This window comes from Streptomyces sp. DT224, assembly GCF_049844595.1.
Taxonomy (GTDB): Bacteria; Actinomycetota; Actinomycetes; order Streptomycetales; family Streptomycetaceae; genus Streptomyces.
Genome location: NZ_JBNCLI010000007.1, coordinates 406,673 through 424,692 on the forward strand (window position 1 = coordinate 406,673; position 18,020 = coordinate 424,692).

Below are 18,020 nucleotides of genomic sequence, written 5' to 3' on the forward strand. Positions count from 1 at the left end.
CGCCGTGACCTCCCTGAACAGCCACGGCCTGCGTTTCGCCTTCGGCACCCTGACCGTGCTCCCCGTCCGCGTCACCCGCTGGGACCGCGAGACCGCCCGGGCCGGGATGCTGTGCGCCCCGGTGGCCGGGCTGGCCGTCGGCGTCCTCGCGGCGGTTCCCGGCAGCCTGCTGCTGTGGGGCGGGGCGGGTCCGCTGCTCGCCGCGGTCGCCTCGGCCGCCGTGCCCGCCGCGCTCACCCGGGGCCTCCATCTGGACGGACTCGCGGACACCGCCGACGGCCTGGGCAGCGGCAAGCCGGCCGACGACGCGCTGCGGATCATGAAGCAGTCGGACATCGGCCCGTTCGGCGTGATCACCCTGCTCTTCGTACTGCTGGCCCAGGTGGCGGCCCTTCAGCGGCTGTACGCGGAGGGCTGGGCGCAGGGCGCGGTGGCGGCCGTCGCCTCCGCCGCCGTCGCCCGGCTCGTGCTCACCCTGGCCTCCCGGCGCGGCGTCCCGGCGGCCCGCCCGGAGGGCCTGGGCGCGGCCGTCGCCGGGACGGTCCCGGCGGCCGGCGCCTGGGCGGCGGGGCTCGTGGTGGTGGCCGGGTGCGCGGGGGCGGGGGCGCTGCTGGGCGGCTCCGGGGCGCTGCGGTACGCGCTGGCCGCCGTGGCCGGGCCGGTGGCGGCCGGGCTGCTGCTCCGGCACTGCGTGCGGCGGTTCGGCGGGGTGACCGGGGACGTGTTCGGGGCGCTGGCGGAGACGGCGGCGACGGTGACGCTGGTGTGCCTGGCGCTGGGCTGAGGCGGCCCCTCAGCCCGCCGCACAGGTCTCCCGCTCGACGCCGAGCTCGTACTCCTTGCGCAGCGAGCTGAGCCCCAGCGCCCGGGACCGCGCGCAGAACTTCGCCGCCGGCAGCTCGTACTCCACGTGGAAGACCGCCTTGCCCGCCTTCACGAACGGGGTCAGCTCCTCGCACTCCTCGTACTGCGCGCACTGCTCGTTGACGGCGAAGTCGAAGTCCCCGACCAGCTCGGGGATCTGCGGCAGGTCGTTCTTGAGGCCGACGGACATGCCGTGGCGGTGGACCAGGCGGGCGATCAGGCGGTTGTAGCGCAGCTGGTCGGCGGCGGTGAGCGGGAAGCCGCTCCTGTTGCGGTAGCCGTCCATGTTGTCCGGCTCGACCGCGTCGAAGCCCTTCTTCGCGCACATCGCGATCCGGGTCTCCATCAGCGGTTCCAGGACCTCGGTGCGCCGGATGTCGAGCCAGCGCTCGCCCTTCCAGCCGTTGCCCTTCCCGAGGACGGCGGTGGGGAAGCGGGCCGCGTCCGGGCGGAAGTCCTCCCAGGCGCCGGTGGACAGGTAGCAGATGACTTTGCGGCCCTTGCGGTGCAGTGCGGCGACCTCGGCCGCCGTCCGGTCGAAGCCGTCGACGTCGTACACCGGGGCGTCCACCGAGGTGTCGAGCTTCCCGGACAGCTGCCACTGCCAGTCCGTGCCCGGCGCCGGCCGCCAGCGCGCCGGCGAGGGCCGCGCGGAGCCCTCCGCCTTCCCCGCCGGGGCCTTCCCGCCCCCCGGGGAACAGCCCGCCAGCAACGTGATCAGCGCCAGTGCGGTGACGGCGAGAGCGCCGCGCGCCCCGCCCACCGGTGCGGCCGTGCGGTCGCGCATCGTTCCCCCAAGTCCACCGGGACGATCTTCCCGGGACCACCACCGTACGACGGCCGCACACCCCGCGGGCACCGTCTTCGGCCCGCCGCCGTAAGCGGGCAGCAAAGGCGCGCGTAGGCTCATTCCCGGCACATTGCGGCCGCGTCTACGATGCGCCGGGCACGGTCGGCCACCCCTTCCGACCAGCGCAGGCCGAAACAGAACTCAACGGAAGCGAGATTTCACCACCGTGACTGCTCTCACTCTCAGCACTGCCGGTGCGGCGACGCTGCGCGCCGACGCCCTCGTCGTGGGCGTCGCCAAGGGCGCTGGATCCAAGCCTGGGGACCTGGTCCTCGCACCGGGCGCCGAGGCCGTGGACAAGGCGTTCGGCGGCAAGCTCGCCGCCGTCCTGGCGACCCTGGGTGCCTCGGGTGCCGAGGGCGAGCTGACGAAGGTCCCCGCCCCGGAGGGCCTGAAGGCCCCCGTCGTCCTCGCGGCCGGCCTCGGCAAGGCCCCCGAGAAGGACGGCGCGTACGACGCCGAGACGCTGCGCCGGGCCGCCGGTGCGGCCGCCCGCTCGCTGGCCGGCTCCAAGAAGGCCGGCTTCGCGCTGCCGATCGGTTCCGTCGAGGACGCCGAGGCCGTCGCGGAGGGCGCGCTGCTCGGCGCGTACGCCTTCACCGCCTACCAGGCCGGTGAGAACAAGCTGGCCCCCAAGGACGCGAAGCCCGCCGGCGCGAAGCAGGCGCTGGCCGAGGTCGCGGTGCTCGGCGCCAAGCCGCGCGACAAGGCGTTCAAGGCCGCCGCCGAGCGCGCGATCGCCCTCGCCGAGGAGATCAACCGCGCCCGCGACCTGGTCAACACCCCGCCGAACGACCTCTACCCCGAGTCCTTCGCCGCCGTGGCCGCCGCCGCCGGCAAGGAGCACGGCATCAAGGTGCAGGTGCTCGACGAGAAGGCGCTCGTCAAGGGCGGCTACGGCGGCATCCTGGGCGTCGGCCAGGGCGCGGAGCGCGGCCCGCGCCTGGTGAAGCTCGCCTACACGCACCCGAAGGCGGAGAAGACCCTGGCCCTCGTCGGCAAGGGCATCACCTACGACTCGGGCGGCATCTCCCTGAAGCCGGCCGGTCACAACGAGACGATGAAGTGCGACATGGCCGGCGCCGCCGCCGTGTTCGCGACCGTCGTCTCGGCCGCCCGCCTGGGCCTGCGCGTCAACGTCACCGGCTGGCTGGCGCTCGCCGAGAACATGCCGTCGGGCAGCGCCACCCGCCCGGGTGACGTCCTGCGCATGTACAGCGGCAAGACCGTCGAGGTCCTGAACACCGACGCCGAGGGCCGCCTCGTCATGGCCGACGCGCTGACCCGCGCCTCGGAGGAGAACCCGGACGCGATCGTCGACGTGGCGACCCTGACCGGCGCGATGGTGCTGGCCCTGGGCAACCGCACCTTCGGCATCATGTCCAACGACGACGCCTTCCGTACCTCGATCCACGAGATCGCGGAGGAGGTCGGCGAGGCGTCCTGGCCGATGCCGCTCCCGGCCGACCTGCGCAAGGGCATGGACTCCTCGACCGCCGACATCGCCAACATGGGCGAGCGGATGGGCGGCGGCCTGGTGGCCGGCCTGTTCCTGAAGGAGTTCGTGGGCGAGGGCATCGCCTGGGCCCACCTGGACATCGCGGGCCCCGCCTTCCACGAGGGCGCCCCGTACGGCTACACGCCCAAGGGCGGCACCGGCTCCGCGGTCCGCACGCTGGTGAAGCTGGCGGAGCGCACCGCCGCCGGCGACCTCGGCTGACCGGCCAAAAACGCCTCTTCACGGCCCCGGGCATACGTCCGGGGCCGTAGGTGTTTCCCACCGGGACGGACGATCGACCGTCCCGGACACGGGCCCCGCGTCCCGCCCACCGTCAACAAGTGCGAAGATGGGTTCTCGGCAGGACAGGGCCCCCACCACAGGGCCGAAGACAAAGCGGCCGCACACCAGCCGACCGGCCGGTAACACCCCGAGGACGGGGCCCGGCGTACGGCGCACATGCATGGAGGACGTGACGTGGCGAACGACGCCAGCACCGTTTTCGACCTAGTGATCCTCGGCGGTGGTAGCGGCGGGTACGCCGCGGCCCTGCGCGGAGCGCAGCTGGGCCTGGACGTCGCTCTGATCGAGAAGGGCAAGGTCGGCGGCACCTGCCTGCACAACGGCTGCATCCCCACGAAGGCCCTGCTGCACGCCGGCGAGATCGCGGACCAGGCCCGCGAGTCCGCGCAGTTCGGCGTCAAGGCCACCTTCGAGGGCATCGACATGGCGGCCGTCCACAAGTACAAGGACGACGTGATCTCCGGCCTGTACAAGGGCCTGCAGGGTCTCGTCGCCTCCCGCAAGGTGCACTACATCGAGGGTGAGGGCCGGCTCTCCTCCCCCACCTCGGTGGATGTGAACGGCCAGCGCATCCAGGGCCGCCACGTGCTCCTGGCGACCGGCTCCGTGCCGAAGTCGCTGCCGGGCCTGGAGATCGACGGCAACCGCATCATCTCCTCGGACCACGCGCTGAAGCTGGACCGCGTCCCGAAGTCCGCGATCGTGCTGGGCGGCGGCGTCATCGGCGTCGAGTTCGCCTCGGCGTGGACCTCCTTCGGCTCCGACGTGACGATCGTCGAGGGCCTGAAGCACCTCGTCCCGGTCGAGGACGAGAACAGCTCGAAGCTTCTTGAGCGCGCCTTCCGCAAGCGCGGCATCAAGTTCAACCTCGGCACGTTCTTCCAGAGCGCCGAGTACACGCAGGACGGCGTCCGCGTGACCCTCGCCGACGGCAAGACCTTCGAGGCGGAGGTGCTGCTGGTCGCGATCGGCCGCGGCCCGGTCTCGCAGGGCCTCGGTTACGAGGAGGCCGGGGTCGCCATGGACCGCGGCTACGTCCTGGTCGACGAGTACATGCGGACCAACGTGGAGACGATCTCCGCCGTGGGCGACCTGGTCCCGACGCTCCAGCTGGCGCACGTCGGCTTCGCCGAGGGCATCCTCGTCGCGGAGCGGCTGGCCGGTCTCAAGACCGTCCCGATCGACTACGACGGTGTCCCCCGGGTCACGTACTGCCACCCCGAGGTCGCCTCCGTCGGCATCACCGAGGCCAAGGCCAAGGAGCTCTACGGTGCGGACAAGGTCGTCGCGCTGAAGTACAACCTCGCGGGCAACGGCAAGAGCAAGATCCTCAAGACCGCGGGTGAGATCAAGCTCGTCCAGGTCAAGGACGGTGCCGTGGTCGGCGTCCACATGGTCGGTGACCGTATGGGCGAGCAGGTCGGCGAGGCCCAGCTGATCTACAACTGGGAGGCGCTGCCCGCCGAGGTCGCGCAGCTCATCCACGCCCACCCGACGCAGAACGAGGCGATGGGCGAGGCGCACCTGGCGCTCGCCGGCAAGCCGCTTCACTCCCACGACTGACCCGTCGACCGGGCGCGACGACCGACCACTTCCGCATTTTCGTAAGGAGCAACTGAAACCATGTCGGTTTCCGTAACCCTTCCGGCGCTCGGCGAGAGCGTCACCGAGGGCACTGTCACCCGCTGGCTGAAGGCCGAGGGCGAGCGCGTCGAGGCCGACGAGCCGCTGCTCGAGGTCTCGACCGACAAGGTCGACACCGAGATCCCCGCCCCCGCCTCCGGCATCCTGTCGTCCATCAAGGTCGCCGAGGACGAGACCGTCGAGGTCGGCGCCGAGCTGGCCGTCATCGACGACGGCTCGGGCGCCCCGGCCGCCGAGGCCGCTCCGGCCGCAGAGCCGGCCGCGACCCCCGCCCCGGCCGCCGCCGAGGCCCCGACCGCGCCGTCGACCGAGACGCAGGCCCCGGCCGAGGCGCCGAGCGCCGAGGCCACCACCGGCGCCTCCTCCGCCTCCGGCACCGACGTCACCCTGCCGGCGCTCGGCGAGAGCGTCACCGAGGGCACCGTCACCCGCTGGCTCAAGGAGGTCGGCGAGGAGGTCGCGGAGGACGAGCCGCTGCTCGAGGTCTCCACGGACAAGGTCGACACCGAGATCCCCGCCCCGGTCGCCGGTGTGCTGCTGGAGATCGTGGTCGCCGAGGACGAGACCGCCGAGGTCGGCGCCAAGCTCGCCGTCATCGGCGCGCCCGGTGCCGCTCCGGCCCAGGCCCCGGCCCCGGCTCCGGCCGCCCCGGCCCCGGCCGCCCCGGCCCCCGCGCCGGCTCCGACACCCGCCGCGCCCGCCCCGGCCCCGGCCGCCCCGGCCCCGGCCCCGGCCCCGGCCGCTCCCGCCCCGGCCCCGGCGGCTCCCGCCCCGGCTCCGGCCGCTCCGGCGCAGGCTCCCGCCGCCGCCCCGGCCGCGACCTCCGGTGACGACGGCGCGTACGTCACACCGCTGGTCCGCAAGCTCGCCGCCGAGAACGGCGTCGACCTGGGCGCGGTCAAGGGCACCGGCGTCGGTGGCCGCATCCGCAAGCAGGACGTCGTCGCCGCCGCGGAGGCCGCCAAGGCCGCCGCCGCTGCCCCGGCGCCCGCCGCCCAGGCCCCGGCCGCCGCCAAGGCGCCGAAGCTGGAGACCAGCCCGCTGCGCGGTCAGACGGTCAAGATGACCCGCATGCGCAAGGTCATCGGCGACAACATGATGAAGGCGCTGCACTCGCAGGCCCAGCTGACCTCGGTCGTCGAGGTCGACGTCACCAAGCTGATGAAGCTGCGCGCCAAGGCGAAGGACGGCTTCGCGGCCCGCGAGGGCGTCAAGCTCTCCCCGATGCCGTTCTACGTGAAGGCCGCCGCCCAGGCGCTGAAGGCCCACCCGGTCATCAACGCCCGGATCAACGAGGACGAAGGCACCATCACGTACTTCGACTCGGAGAACATCGGCATCGCCGTGGACGCCGAGAAGGGCCTGATGACCCCGGTCATCAAGGGCGCGGGCGACCTCAACATCGCCGGTATCTCGAAGAAGACCGCCGAGCTGGCCGGCAAGGCCCGCGGTGGCGGCCTGACCCCGGACGACATGTCCGGTGCCACCTTCACCATCAGCAACACCGGCTCGCGCGGTGCGCTGTTCGACACCGTCATCGTGCCGCCGAACCAGGCAGCCATCCTGGGCATCGGCGCCACCGTGAAGCGTCCCGCGGTCATCGAGACCGAGGAGGGCACCGTGATCGGTGTCCGCGACATGACCTACCTGTCGCTCTCCTACGACCACCGTCTGGTGGACGGCGCGGACGCCGCCCGCTACCTGACCGCGGTCAAGGCGATCCTGGAGGCCGGCGAGTTCGAGGTCGAGCTCGGCCTGTAACCAGCCTCACGATCGGCGCCCCCGTCCGGAACCCTTCCGGGCGGGGGCGCCGCCGTATTGTCTAGACACCACCGGTCGCCCCGGCCACCGTGCCCGGTGCAGGCGTACCGGTCTGTCCGAAGGAGCCCGTCATGACCCCGCCCGTCGTCCACTCGCTGCGCGAACAGATCCGCGAGCACATCGTGGAGGGGATCGTCAGCGGGCGCTGGAAGCCGGGCGAGCGGATCGTGGAGCGGCGCATCGCCACCGAGCTGGAGGTCAGCCAGACACCCGTGCGCGAGGCGCTGCGGGAGCTGGAGACGCTGCGGCTGATCGAGTCGGCGCCCAACAAGGGCGTCCGGGTCCGCAACCTCACCGCGGCGGACCTGGAGGAGAGCTACCCCGTACGGGCGGGCCTGGAGCAGATCGCGGCCGAGCTGGCGGCCCCCGGGCTCGGCGAGGACTGCTCGCTGCTCGCGCCGCACGTGGCGGCCCTGTACGAGGCGGACCGGCTGGCGGACGGCGAGGCCCAGGTCCGGCACACGGTCGGCTTCCACCGCGCGATGGTGCGGGCGGCGGGGAACGCGGTGCTGCTGCACACCTGGGAGGGCCTGGGCATCGAGGTGTTCACGGCCCTGTCGATCCGCTGGCTGGGGACGGTCCAGAAGTCGTACGCGGAGGAGCACGAGGCCCTCATCGACGCGTTCCTGCGCAAGGACCCGGACATCGGGACGCTGGTCAAGGCGCACGTCCTGGGATGCGCGCCGCGCGCCTGAGGCGCTGCGCAAGTGTCACCCCCGCCGCTCTTCTGTGCAGGTCAGCGCCCGTTTTGACGGGTATATCCCGTCACTCGGTGCCCCATTTCATGGCACCGCATGCCACTTTCTTCATATCGAGAAGTTTTGCCGTTCATCCTTTGATCGATCATCGATCGGCGTCTTACAGTTCACTTCGCGGGCCCACCGGCCCCATCGCCCTGTCCTGCCAGTCAGGGACTTTCTCCACCCCCCTCCTCACCGGAAGGCGGCGATCATGACCGACCCCGTAGGAAAGCTTCCGAGCGAGCTCGACCAGCTCCCGGACCGCGACCCGGAGGAGACCGCTGAATGGGCGGCCTCCCTGGATGCCGTCACCAAGGCCGCGGGCCCGCACCGTGCCGCGTACCTGATGCGGCGCTCGCTCCAGCATGCCGAGGGCGCCGGTCTCGCGCTGCCCAAGCTGCTGGAGACCGACTACGTCAACTCCATCCCGACCGCCGCGGAGCCCGACTTCGCCGGTGACCTGGAGATGGAGTCGAAGATCACCGCGTGGAACCGCTGGAACGCGGCCGCGATGGTCACCCGCGGCGCGCGCTTCGGCGTCGGCGGCCACATCGCCACCTTCGCCTCGGCGGCCTGGCTGTACGAGACCGGCTTCAACCACTTCTTCCGCGGCAAGGAGGGGGACGGCTCCGGCGACCAGCTGTACGTGCAGGGCCACGCCTCCCCCGGCATCTACGCCCGCGCCTTCCTCGACGGCCGGATCAGCGAGCAGCAGCTCGACAACTTCCGCCAGGAGGCGGGCGGCAACGGCCTGCCGTCCTACCCGCACCCGCGGCGGCTGCCCTGGCTGTGGGAGTTCCCCACGGTCTCCATGGGCCTCGGCCCGCTCTCGGCGATCTACCAGGCGCGCTTCAACCGCTACCTCGCCAACCGCAACATCAAGGACACGTCGAACTCGCACGTCTGGGCCTTCCTGGGCGACGGCGAGATGGACGAGCCGGAGTCGACCGCCGCCCTCGCGCTGGCGGCCCGCGAGAAGCTCGACAACCTGACCTTCGTCATCAACTGCAACCTGCAGCGCCTCGACGGTCCGGTCCGCGCCAACTTCCGCGTCGTGCAGGAGCTGGAGGGCGCCTTCCGGGGCGCCGGCTGGAACGTCATCAAGACGCTCTGGGGCAACGCCTGGGACGAGCTGTTCCAGCTCGACACCACGGGCGCGCTGGTCCGCCGCCTCCGCGAGGTCCCGGACGCGCAGTTCCAGACATACGCCACCCGCGACGTCGCGTACATCCGCGAGCACTTCTTCGGCGCCGAGCCCGCCCTCGCCGAGCTGGCGAAACTGCTCACCGACGCGAAGATCGCCGAGTGCTTCTACACCTCGCGCGGCGGCCACGAGGCCCGCAAGGTGTACGCGGCCTACCGCGCGGCCGTCGAGCACAAGGGCGCGCCGACCGTGATCCTCGCCCAGACGGTGAAGGGCTACACGCTCGGCAAGGGCTTCGAGTCCAAGAACGCCAACCACCAGATGAAGAAGCTGTCGATCGACGAGTTCAAGGGCATGCGCGAGCTGCTCGGCCTCCCGATCCCGGACAGCGCCTTCGCCGACGGCCTGGTGCCCTACGGCCACCCGGGCGCCGACTCCCCCGAGGTCCGCTACCTCCAGGAGCGCCGCGCCGCCCTCGGCGGCCCCGCCCCGGCCCGCCGGGTGCACGCGGTGGCGCTGCCGCAGCCCGAGGAGCGCGCGTTCGCCGCGCTCAAGAAGGGCTCCGGCAAGCAGGAGATGGCCACCACCATGGCCTTCGTCCGCCTGGTCAAGGACCTGATGCGGGACAAGCAGACCGGCAAGCGCTGGGTGCCGATCGTCCCGGACGAGGCCCGCACCTTCGGCATGGAGTCGCTGTTCCCCTCGGCCGGCATCTACTCGCCGCTGGGCCAGACGTACGAGCCGGTCGACCGCGACCAGCTGATGTACTACAAGGAGGCCAAGGACGGCCAGATCCTCAACGAGGGGATCACCGAGGCCGGCGCCATGGCCGACTTCATCGCCGCCGCCACGTCGTACGCGACGCACGGCGAGACGATGATCCCGTTCTACATCTTCTACTCGATGTTCGGCTGGCAGCGCACCGGCGACCAGTTCTGGCAGCTCGCCGACCAGCTCGGCAAGGGCTTCATCGTCGGCGCCACCGCCGGCCGTACGACCCTGACGGGCGAGGGCCTCCAGCACGCGGACGGCCACTCGCACCTGATCGCCGCCACGAACCCGGCGTCGCTCAACTACGACCCGGCGTTCGCGTACGAGATCGCGGTGATCGTCAAGGACGGCCTGCGCCGGATGTACGGCCCCGACGCCGAGGACGTCTTCTACTACCTGACGGTCTACAACGAGCCGAAGCCGCAGCCCGCGATGCCGGAAGGCGTCGAGGAGGGCATCGTCAAGGGCCTGTACCGCTTCAAGGAGGGCACGCCCGCCGCCGCGGACGCGCCGCGCGCCCAGCTGCTGGCCTCCGGCACGGCGATCCACTGGGCCCTGGAGGCCCAGGAGCTGCTCGCCGCCGACTGGGGTGTCACGGCCGACGTGTGGTCCGCGACCTCCTGGGGCGAGCTGCGCCGCGAGGCGCTGGAGTGCGACGAGGCGCTGCTCCACGGCGAGCAGCGGGTGCCGTACGTGACGCAGGTGCTGGAGGGCGCTCCGGGCCCGGTCGTCGCGGTCAGCGACTGGATGCGCGGCGTCCCGGACCAGATCAGCCAGTGGGTCGAGCAGGACTGGACCTCGCTCGGCACGGACGGCTTCGGCCTCTCCGACACGCGTGACGCGGCCCGCCGCCACTTCGGCGTCGACGCCCAGTCCGTGGTGGTCGCGACCCTGGCCCAGCTGGCCCGTCGCGGCGAGGTGCCGGCGACCGCCGTCAAGGAAGCCCGGGACCGCTACGGTCTCTGAGTGTGACCCCGGCCCGTCCGGCCGGAGGCTTCGTCCTCCGGCCGGACGGGCCGCTTCTCCGGCCACAATGGCCGCATGCGTGCTGCCCGGCTGATCCGAATGGTGCTGCTCCTCCAGGCCCGCCCCGGCATGACCGCCGCCGAGCTGTCCCGGGAGCTGGAGGTGTCCGAGCGGACCGTCACGCGGGACGCGCAGGCCCTCTCCGAGGCCGGTGTCCCGGTGTACGCGGCACGCGGCCGGGCCGGCGGTTACCGGCTCGTCGGCGGGTACCGCACCGGGCTGACCGGTCTGGCCCGCGACGAGGCGGAGGCGCTGTTCCTGTCCGGGCTGCCCTCCGCACTGCGCGAGATGGGGCTCGCGGACGCCGCGTCGGCCGCCCGGCTGAAGGTCTCGGCGGCCCTGACACCCGCGCTGCGGGACGCCCCGGCGGGCGCGGACCGGCGCTTCCACCTCGACGCGCCCGGGTGGTACCAGGAGCCCGTCACCCCGGAGCTGCTGCCCGCCGTGGCCGACGCCGTGTGGCGCGACCGGCTGCTCCTCGCCCGCTACCGCCGGGCCGGCCGGGACACAGACGTGGAACGGGAGCTGGCGCCGTACGGGCTCGTCCTGAAGGCGGGCGTCTGGTATCTGTGCGCCCGCGCGGGCGACGAGGTCCGGGTCTACCGCATCGACCGGTTCACCGCCGCCACCGTCTCGGACACCCCTTTCGTCCGGGACGAGGGTTTCGACCTGCCCGCCTTCTGGGAAGAGCGGTCCGCCGCGTTCGCCCGCTCCCTGCTGCGCACGGAGGTGACGCTGCGGCTCTCGGAGGAGGCCGTGCGGCGGCTGCCGCACGTCCTGGACCGGGTGGCCACCACGGAGGCGCTGGAGGCGGCCGACCCGCCCGGTGACGACGGCCGGGTCACGGTCACCCTGCCGGTGGAGTCCCTGGACGTCGCCTACGGCCAGCTGCTGGGCCTCGGACCGGAGTTGGAGGTCCTGGAGCCGCCCGCCCTGCGGGAGAGGTTCGCGGCGGCCGCCGCCCGCCTGCACGCGCTGTACGGAGAAACGTTCTGAGGCTTCCTTCGGGCGTCTGGGCGTGCGTCGGCCGCTCCCAGGGCAGATGCTGGACCCGTGATGGACGAGACCGGGTTCTGGGAGCTGATCGACAGCACGCGCGAGGCCGCCGACGGCGACCCCGAGGAGCATGCCGACCTGCTGATCGAACGGCTGGTGCGGCTCGACCCCGAATCCGTGCTGGACTTCGCCCGGCACTTCGAGGCCCGCTTCAACCGCGCCTACCGCTGGGACCTGTGGGGCGCCGCCGCCGTCCTGCTCGGCGGCGCGGACGACGACGCCTTCGACTACTTCCGCTGCTGGCTGATCGGGCAGGGGCGGGAGGTCTTCGAAGGCGCCGTGCACGACCCGGACAGCCTGGCGGAGCTGCTCGACTCGTTCGACGAGGAGCTGGACGGCGACGGCGAGGAGCTGGGGTACGCCGCCGACGAGGCGTACGAGCAGCTCACCGGCGTCGTCGCGCCCGACCTCGGACTGCCGCCTCAGCCCGACGAGCCGGAGGGCACGCCGCTGGACCCGGACGACGACGCGGCCCTGGCGGCCCGGCTGCCCGCGCTCTGGGAGCGGTTCGGCGGCTGAGCGCGCCCGTCACGGGGTGAGCGGGCGGCCCATCATCACGTCGTCCACGTACCGCCCGCTCAGGAAGAACTCCCCCGGCAGGACGCCCTCGACGGTGAAGCCCTCCGCCTCGTACAGCGCCCGGGCGGGGGCGTTGTGGCCGAGGACGCGCAGGGTGATCCGGTTCGCCCCCTCGTCGCGTGCCGCCGCGCAGGCGGCGCGGACCAGGGCGCGTCCGACGCCCCGGCCGCGCGCCCAGTGGGCCACGGCGAGGCCCTGTATCTGCCGGACGTGCGCGTTGCAGGCGAGCGGGGTCGGCGGCACCACGCGTATGTAGCCGGCCGGAGCCCGCTCCCCCGCCTCGTTCACCGCTTCCGCCACCAGGATGTCCCGGGGGGTGTGCCGCTCGTCGAAGAACGGCGCGTACGGAGGCTGCGGGCGCGGCTGCACCGCGTGCAGCGTCGACCAGGTGGCGCGGTCCAGCTCGCCGAGCGCGGACTCGTCCGCGAGAACGGCGCGCCGGACGAGGGGCGCGGCAGGGGCTGTCGATGCGGCGGATTCGGTCATGGCCGCCACTGTGCCACGGCCGCGTACGGCGGCTCCGGTGGGGCAGGATGGACGCCATGCCGCACTCCCGTATCGCCGTCAGCGGATCGACCGGACTCATCGGAGCGGCGCTGGTGCGCTCGCTGCGGGCCGACGGACACGAGGTGGTCCGCCTGGTGCGCCACCCGGCCCGGGACGGCGACGAGGTGGAGTGGGACCCGAAGCGGGGGCACGTGGACGTGGCCGGGCTCGTTGGCTGCGACGCGGTCGTCCACCTCGCCGGGGCGGGGGTCGGCGACCACCGGTGGACCGAGGCGTACAAGAAGGAGATCCGGGACAGCCGGGTGCTGGGCACCGCCGCGATCGCGGACGCCGTCGCCTCGCTCGACACCCCTCCCGCCGTGCTGCTGTCCGGCTCCGCGATCGGCTTCTACGGGGACACCGGCGACCGCCCGGTCGACGAGGAGGCGCCGCCCGGGGACGGGTTCCTGCCGTCGGTCTGCGTGGAGTGGGAGGAGGCCACGGCGGCGGCCGAGGAGGCGGGGGTGCGTACGGTGCACGCCCGCACCGGCCTGGTGGTCGCGCGGGAGGGCGGTGCCTGGGGGCGGCTCTTCCCGCTGTTCCGGGCGGGTCTTGGTGGCCGGATGGGCGACGGGCGGCAGTACTGGAGCTTCATCGCGCTGCACGACCACATCGCGGCGCTGCGGCACATCCTGGACACCCCGGAGCTGTCCGGCGCGGTGAACCTGACCGCCCCGACGCCCGTCACCAACGCCGAGGTGACCGCCGCGATGGGGCGGGTCCTGCGGCGCCCGACCCTCTTCACGGCGCCCGCACCGGCCCTGCGGCTCGCCCTGGGCGAGTTCGCCGGGGATGTGCTGGGCAGTCAGCGGGTGCTGCCCGCCCGGCTGCTGGGCTCGGGCTTCTCGTTCGCCTTCCCCTCCGTCGACGCCGCCATCCGCGCCGCCCTGCGCTGACGGGCGGTGCGACGGCCCGGTTTTTCGGACGCGCGTGCGACCCCGTGCATCGGTGCACCGGTCCGCGCGCGACTGCGCACGATCGGGCCACTCTCCTAGCCTCCTGACGAACTCACGCATTCCGGTGGGCGGTTGAGGGCATGAGCCCCCCACCACTTGCGCCGAACCGGGGAGGGCACGTGCTCAGCACGGCACACCACGCGGACGTCGTCATCATCGGGGCCGGGATCGCCGGCCTGTCGGCGGCCCACCGACTGACCAGCGCCGGGGTCAGTGTCAGCGTCCTGGAGGCCGGCCCCGGCGTCGGCGGCCGGATGGCCACCGACGAGGTGGACGGGTTCCGCCTCGACCGCGTCGGCCCGCTGCTCAACACCGCGTATCCGGAGCTCCGCACCACTCCGGGGCTCGACGGACTCGTCCTGCGCCCCTTCGACCCCGGGGTCCTCGTCCACAGCGAAGGCCGCCGCCACCGGACCGGCGAGACCCCCCGCGTACCGGGCGCACGCGGCGCACGGGGCGCGCTCAAGGCGGCGCGCGCCCTCGCGCACGCCCCCCGGCCGCCGCGCGCGGGCGCCCTCACCGGGGTCATGGGCGGCGCGATCGACCACGCCCGGCTCGGCGTGGCCCTGGCCCGTCTCGCCGCCACGCCGCCGGCCCGCGTCCTCGCCCGGCCCGAACGCCCCGCGCTCGACGCCCTGGCCGGCCGGCTCTCCTCCCGTACGCTCGACGGCTTCGTACGCCCGCTGCTCACCGCACTCCTCAGCGACCCCGACCTCACCACGTCCAGCCGGTGCGCCGACCTCGCCCTGCGGACGTACGCGAGCGGACGGCTGTGTGTGCCCGAGGGCGGGGCGGGTACGCTGCCGGCGCTCCTCGCCGCTTCCCTGCCGCCGGGGACCGTACGCACCGGGGTGCACGTCACCTCCGCCGACATCACCTCCGTACGCACCAAGGAGCACGGCGAGCTGGGCTGTCGCTCCCTGCTGGTGGCCACCGGAGCGAGCGCCGCCGCCGAGCTGCTGCCGGGCCTGCGCCTGCCGTCCTTCCACCCCGTGACGGTGCTCCACCACACCGCGCCCGCTCCCCCGCCCACCGGCGCCTCGCTCGTCCTGGACGCCGACCGTGCGGGACCCGTGTCCCACACCGCCGTGATGAGCGCGGTCGACCCGGCCCGCGCCCCGCACGGGCGGACCCTGATCAGCTCCACGGTCCTCGGCACCCCGCCCGACGACCTGGACCGCACCGTCCGCGCCCATCTCGCCGGGCTCTACGGCGTGCCCACCGACGACTGGGAGCTGCTGGCCGCCCACCACGACCCGGAGGCCGTCCCCGCGATGCCCGCCCCGCACGACCCGCACCGCCCGGTCCGGGTCCTCGCCGGGCTCTACGTGTGCGGCGACCACCGCGACACCGGCACCGTCCAGGGCGCCCTGGCCTCGGGCGCCCGCGCCGCCGCGTCGATCCTCCACGACCTCGGCATCCACCCGGCCGCCGGGGACAGCCCCGCGCTCCCCGAGGCAGCCTGAGACGAGACGGCCCCAGGTCCTGACGGCTCAGCCCAGCGCGGCGACCCGCTCCCGGTAGCCGCGCACGGCGGCGGCGTCCCGGTAGGGCTCCAGCCGCCGTTCGAAGTCCCGCACGTACTCCGTGGCCCGCACCGACCGCATCTCGGCCGCCTGCTGGGCGGCCTCCGCGCCCAGCCGGCACGCCTGGTCCAGCTCCCCCAGGCCCAGCCGGGCGGACGCCAGCACCACCCGGCAGAACAGCCTGCTCCGGGCGTACGCGGGGGCGCGCAGCTGGAGCGCGCGCTCCGCGTACTGGGCGGCCGACCGGTACTGCTGGAGGTCGCGGTGGCAGTGCCCGAACTCGTCGGCGAGCTGCGCCTCGTCGAAGTGGCGCGCCCAGTGCGGCACCTCGTCACCGGGGCGGGCCGACTCCAGCGCGCGTTCCGCCCGGGCGAGCGAGGCCGTGCACGCCTTGGAGTCCCCGAGCACCGCGTGCCCGCGCGCCTCCACCGCGTGCAGCAGGGCCATGACGGTGTGCGGCGCGGACGAGCCGATGCCCTGCTGCGCCACCCGGGCCAGCTGGACCGCCTCCCTGCCGTGGGCGAGATAGACCGCCTGGCGGCTCATGGTGATCAGCACGTAGCTGCCGTACGCCCGGTCGCCGGCCGCCTGGGAGAGCCGCAGCGCCTGGACGTAGTAGCGCTGGGCGAGCCCGTGCGCCGCGATGTCGTACGAGGTCCAGCCGGCCAGCCTGGTCAGGTCGGCGGCGGCCGCGAACAGCCGCCGCCCGGTCGCCTCCCCGTACGTGCCGCGCAGCATCGGCTCCGTCTCGTGCTCCAGGTACCGCACGAGGGCCTGCCGGGCGTGCCCGCCGCCGTAGGCGTCGTCGAGCGTACGGAAGAGCTCGGCCACCGAGCGCAGCGCCGCGACGTCCCCCTCGCCGACCCGCAGCCCCGAGCCCCGCTCGGTCTGCCGCTGCCGGGGCACTCCGGGCCCGGCCGTCGCGCCGCCGGCCGGGGCGCCGGGCGGTGCGGGCACCCCGCCGGGCCGCGACGGCACCGGCCCCCGCACGCCGTGCCGCCCGCTCTGCTCGGGCACGGCGGTCAGGGCCCCGGCGGACAGCTGGGCGCCGGCCGCCCGCACCGCTGCGGACCTGGCCCCGCCGGGCGCCGGGCGGCCGACCCATTCATCGGCCCGGCCGATCAGCCAGTCCCGGCTGGGCACGACGAGACCGGCCGGGGTGAACGCGATTTTCCGCAGCTCGGTGTGGCTGCCGGAGTCCTTGCGCCAGAGCCCGCTGACGATGTCGACCGCCTCGGCGGGCGTGGCGGCGAACTCCAGGCCCGCGTAGACCGGGGCGCAGGCGTCGAGCCCGAGGTCCTGCGCGGAGAGCCGGCGGCCGAGGCGCCGGGTGAAGACCTCGGCGATCAGCGCGGGGGTGGTGCCCCGCGGCTGCTGGCCGCGCAGCCAGCGGGTCACGGAGGTCTTGTCGTACCGCAGGTCGAGTCCGTGTTCGAGGCCGAGCTGGTCCACCCGGCGGGCAAGGCCGGCGTTGGAGAACCCGGCCTCGGTGATGAGCGAGGCGAGCCGGCGGTTGGGCGTGCGCTGCGGAGGTCGTTCGGACATCAGCTGTAGGGTCTCCTGCCTTCGGGGCCGGGCAGCCCTCTGACGAACGGCGCGAATTTAACTGCCTGCGGGGCGGCCTCAGCGCCCTTCGCTCCACATTCATCCGATCGTGTGAGGATTGTGGGCGGCGCTGACGGGAAGACCTGCCCGGCTCACGCGCCGACGCCGGTCGTACAGTGACTGGGGCCTTTCGTGCGGATCAGGCCGGATCAGGGAGCCCGCGAGCCCGGCCTGATCCGGACGAAAGGCTCTGAGCGCGATTCGTGCAGGGTGACGCGGTTCCGGGAAACCCCCGGGCCCACGGCACCGCGAGGAGAAAGGCTGCTGCCGTGAGTGAGCTCCGGTTCGTCCGCATGGGATTCGGCGAGAACGCCGTCGACTACCAGGAGGCGTGGCAGAAGCAGCGCGAGGTGCACGCGGCACGGTTCGAGGACACCGTCCCGGACACCTGCCTGCTCCTGGAACACCCGCCCGTCTACACCGCGGGCCGGCGCACGCAGGACAGCGAGCGCCCCCTCGACGGCACCCCCGTCATCGACGTGGACCGCGGCGGCAAGATCACCTGGCACGGCCCCGGCCAGCTCGTCGGCTACCCGATCCAGAAACTCCCGCGCCCCGTGGACGTCGTCGCCCATGTGCGCCGTCTGGAGGAGGCGCTGATCCGCACGGCCGCCGAGTTCGGCGTCGAGACCAGCCGGGTGGAGGGCCGCAGCGGCGTCTGGGTCCTGGGCGACCCGGTCGAACAGCGCCCCGCTCTCGGCGGCCTCACCCTCGACTTCGACCCGCGCCTGGCGGACGAGGAGTTCGACCCCCGGCTCAACGGTCCGCAGTACGCCCCCTCCAACGCCGGACAGCGCCGCGAGGACCGCAAGCTCGCCGCGATCGGCATCCGCGTCGCCAAGGGCGTCACCATGCACGGCTTCTCGTTCAACGTGAACCCCGACAACACCTGGTTCGACCGCATCGTGCCCTGCGGCATCCGGGACGCCGGCGTCACCTCCCTCAGCTACGAACTGGGCCGCGACATCACCATCGCCGAGGTCCTTCCGGTCGTCGAGAAGCACCTGCGGGACATCCTGGAGAACGCCGAGCTCGCCCCCCGTACGATCGAGCGCACCGCCGACGCCGTGGCCACCGCGTGACCCACGGAA

14 protein-coding genes are annotated in these 18,020 nt (G+C 73.5%); 11 read left to right on the forward strand and 3 right to left on the reverse strand.

The window, feature by feature from the left end; translation table 11 throughout:
* Positions 1 to 4 precede the first annotated feature (4 nt).
* Entirely contained in the window at positions 5 to 784 is a 780-nt protein-coding gene (locus ACLQ2N_RS20105; protein WP_425814850.1) for an adenosylcobinamide-GDP ribazoletransferase, read from the forward strand.
* 9 nt (positions 785 to 793) lie between these two features.
* Here ACLQ2N_RS20105 and ACLQ2N_RS20110 read toward each other — a convergent pair whose 3' ends face one another.
* On the reverse strand, positions 794 to 1,651 hold the full coding sequence (locus ACLQ2N_RS20110; RefSeq protein WP_425814852.1) for an endo alpha-1,4 polygalactosaminidase: 858 nt from the start codon (positions 1,649 to 1,651) through the stop codon (positions 794 to 796).
* A 229-nt stretch (positions 1,652 to 1,880) separates the two neighbouring features.
* Between ACLQ2N_RS20110 and ACLQ2N_RS20115 the strand changes: the two genes are divergently transcribed.
* From ACLQ2N_RS20115 to ACLQ2N_RS20145, 7 genes are all read left to right on the forward strand, one after another.
* Complete coding sequence (locus tag ACLQ2N_RS20115) at positions 1,881 to 3,434, forward strand: leucyl aminopeptidase (RefSeq protein ID WP_425814854.1); 1,554 nt, start codon at positions 1,881 to 1,883, stop codon at positions 3,432 to 3,434.
* A 255-nt stretch (positions 3,435 to 3,689) separates the two neighbouring features.
* Positions 3,690 to 5,078, forward strand: a complete 1,389-nt coding sequence (gene lpdA, locus ACLQ2N_RS20120) for a dihydrolipoyl dehydrogenase (protein ID WP_177154075.1) — start codon at positions 3,690 to 3,692, stop codon at positions 5,076 to 5,078.
* Positions 5,079 to 5,138: 60 nt separating this feature from the next.
* The gene (sucB, locus tag ACLQ2N_RS20125) at positions 5,139 to 6,920 is read left to right on the forward strand and encodes a 2-oxoglutarate dehydrogenase, E2 component, dihydrolipoamide succinyltransferase (protein WP_425814856.1); all 1,782 of its coding nucleotides are present in this window, start codon (positions 5,139 to 5,141) and stop codon (positions 6,918 to 6,920) included.
* Between the two features lie 131 nt (positions 6,921 to 7,051).
* A complete protein-coding gene (locus ACLQ2N_RS20130) occupies positions 7,052 to 7,675 on the forward strand; it encodes a GntR family transcriptional regulator (protein WP_073965535.1) in 624 nt (207 codons plus the stop codon).
* A 256-nt stretch (positions 7,676 to 7,931) separates the two neighbouring features.
* Positions 7,932 to 10,601, forward strand: coding sequence for a pyruvate dehydrogenase (acetyl-transferring), homodimeric type (gene aceE / locus ACLQ2N_RS20135; RefSeq protein WP_425814859.1), 2,670 nt, complete (start codon positions 7,932 to 7,934; stop codon positions 10,599 to 10,601).
* A gap of 75 nt (positions 10,602 to 10,676) precedes the next feature.
* The gene (locus tag ACLQ2N_RS20140) at positions 10,677 to 11,657 is read left to right on the forward strand and encodes a helix-turn-helix transcriptional regulator (RefSeq protein WP_425814861.1); all 981 of its coding nucleotides are present in this window, start codon (positions 10,677 to 10,679) and stop codon (positions 11,655 to 11,657) included.
* A gap of 60 nt (positions 11,658 to 11,717) precedes the next feature.
* Complete coding sequence (locus ACLQ2N_RS20145) at positions 11,718 to 12,236, forward strand: DUF4240 domain-containing protein (RefSeq protein WP_425815048.1); 519 nt, start codon at positions 11,718 to 11,720, stop codon at positions 12,234 to 12,236.
* Between the two features lie 9 nt (positions 12,237 to 12,245).
* On the opposite strand, the gene ACLQ2N_RS20150 is transcribed toward ACLQ2N_RS20145, so the two are convergent.
* Positions 12,246 to 12,782 carry a GNAT family N-acetyltransferase gene (locus tag ACLQ2N_RS20150; protein WP_425814863.1) on the reverse strand — a complete coding sequence of 179 codons (537 nt, stop codon included), beginning with the start codon at positions 12,780 to 12,782 and terminating at the stop codon, positions 12,246 to 12,248.
* A 56-nt stretch (positions 12,783 to 12,838) separates the two neighbouring features.
* On the opposite strand from ACLQ2N_RS20150, the gene ACLQ2N_RS20155 reads away from it, so the two are divergent.
* Both ACLQ2N_RS20155 and ACLQ2N_RS20160 read left to right on the forward strand, forming a co-directional pair.
* Entirely contained in the window at positions 12,839 to 13,738 is a 900-nt protein-coding gene (locus ACLQ2N_RS20155; protein ID WP_425814865.1) for a TIGR01777 family oxidoreductase, read from the forward strand.
* A 179-nt stretch (positions 13,739 to 13,917) separates the two neighbouring features.
* Positions 13,918 to 15,264, forward strand: a complete 1,347-nt coding sequence (locus tag ACLQ2N_RS20160; protein ID WP_425814867.1) for an NAD(P)/FAD-dependent oxidoreductase — start codon at positions 13,918 to 13,920, stop codon at positions 15,262 to 15,264.
* A gap of 27 nt (positions 15,265 to 15,291) precedes the next feature.
* Here ACLQ2N_RS20160 and ACLQ2N_RS20165 read toward each other — a convergent pair whose 3' ends face one another.
* Positions 15,292 to 16,869 (reverse strand): regulator, encoded by a 1,578-nt coding sequence (locus tag ACLQ2N_RS20165; RefSeq protein WP_425814869.1) that lies wholly within the window; start codon positions 16,867 to 16,869, stop codon positions 15,292 to 15,294.
* Between the two features lie 329 nt (positions 16,870 to 17,198).
* On the opposite strand from ACLQ2N_RS20165, the gene lipB reads away from it, so the two are divergent.
* Positions 17,199 to 18,011, forward strand: coding sequence for a lipoyl(octanoyl) transferase LipB (lipB, locus tag ACLQ2N_RS20170; protein ID WP_425814871.1), 813 nt, complete (start codon positions 17,199 to 17,201; stop codon positions 18,009 to 18,011).
* Positions 18,012 to 18,020 lie beyond the last annotated feature (9 nt).

Coding starts and splice junctions, on each gene's coding strand:
- ACLQ2N_RS20110 (WP_425814852.1), bottom strand. CDS start 1,651: ATGCGCGACCGCACGGCCGCACCGGTGGGCGGGGCGCGCGGCGCTCTC.
- sucB (WP_425814856.1), top strand. CDS start 5,139: ATGTCGGTTTCCGTAACCCTTCCGGCGCTCGGCGAGAGCGTCACCGAG.
- ACLQ2N_RS20130 (WP_073965535.1), top strand. CDS start 7,052: ATGACCCCGCCCGTCGTCCACTCGCTGCGCGAACAGATCCGCGAGCAC.
- aceE (WP_425814859.1), top strand. CDS start 7,932: ATGACCGACCCCGTAGGAAAGCTTCCGAGCGAGCTCGACCAGCTCCCG.
- ACLQ2N_RS20140 (WP_425814861.1), top strand. CDS start 10,677: ATGCGTGCTGCCCGGCTGATCCGAATGGTGCTGCTCCTCCAGGCCCGC.
- ACLQ2N_RS20145 (WP_425815048.1), top strand. CDS start 11,718: ATGGACGAGACCGGGTTCTGGGAGCTGATCGACAGCACGCGCGAGGCC.
- ACLQ2N_RS20150 (WP_425814863.1), bottom strand. CDS start 12,782: ATGACCGAATCCGCCGCATCGACAGCCCCTGCCGCGCCCCTCGTCCGG.
- ACLQ2N_RS20155 (WP_425814865.1), top strand. CDS start 12,839: ATGCCGCACTCCCGTATCGCCGTCAGCGGATCGACCGGACTCATCGGA.
- ACLQ2N_RS20165 (WP_425814869.1), bottom strand. CDS start 16,869: ATGTCCGAACGACCTCCGCAGCGCACGCCCAACCGCCGGCTCGCCTCG.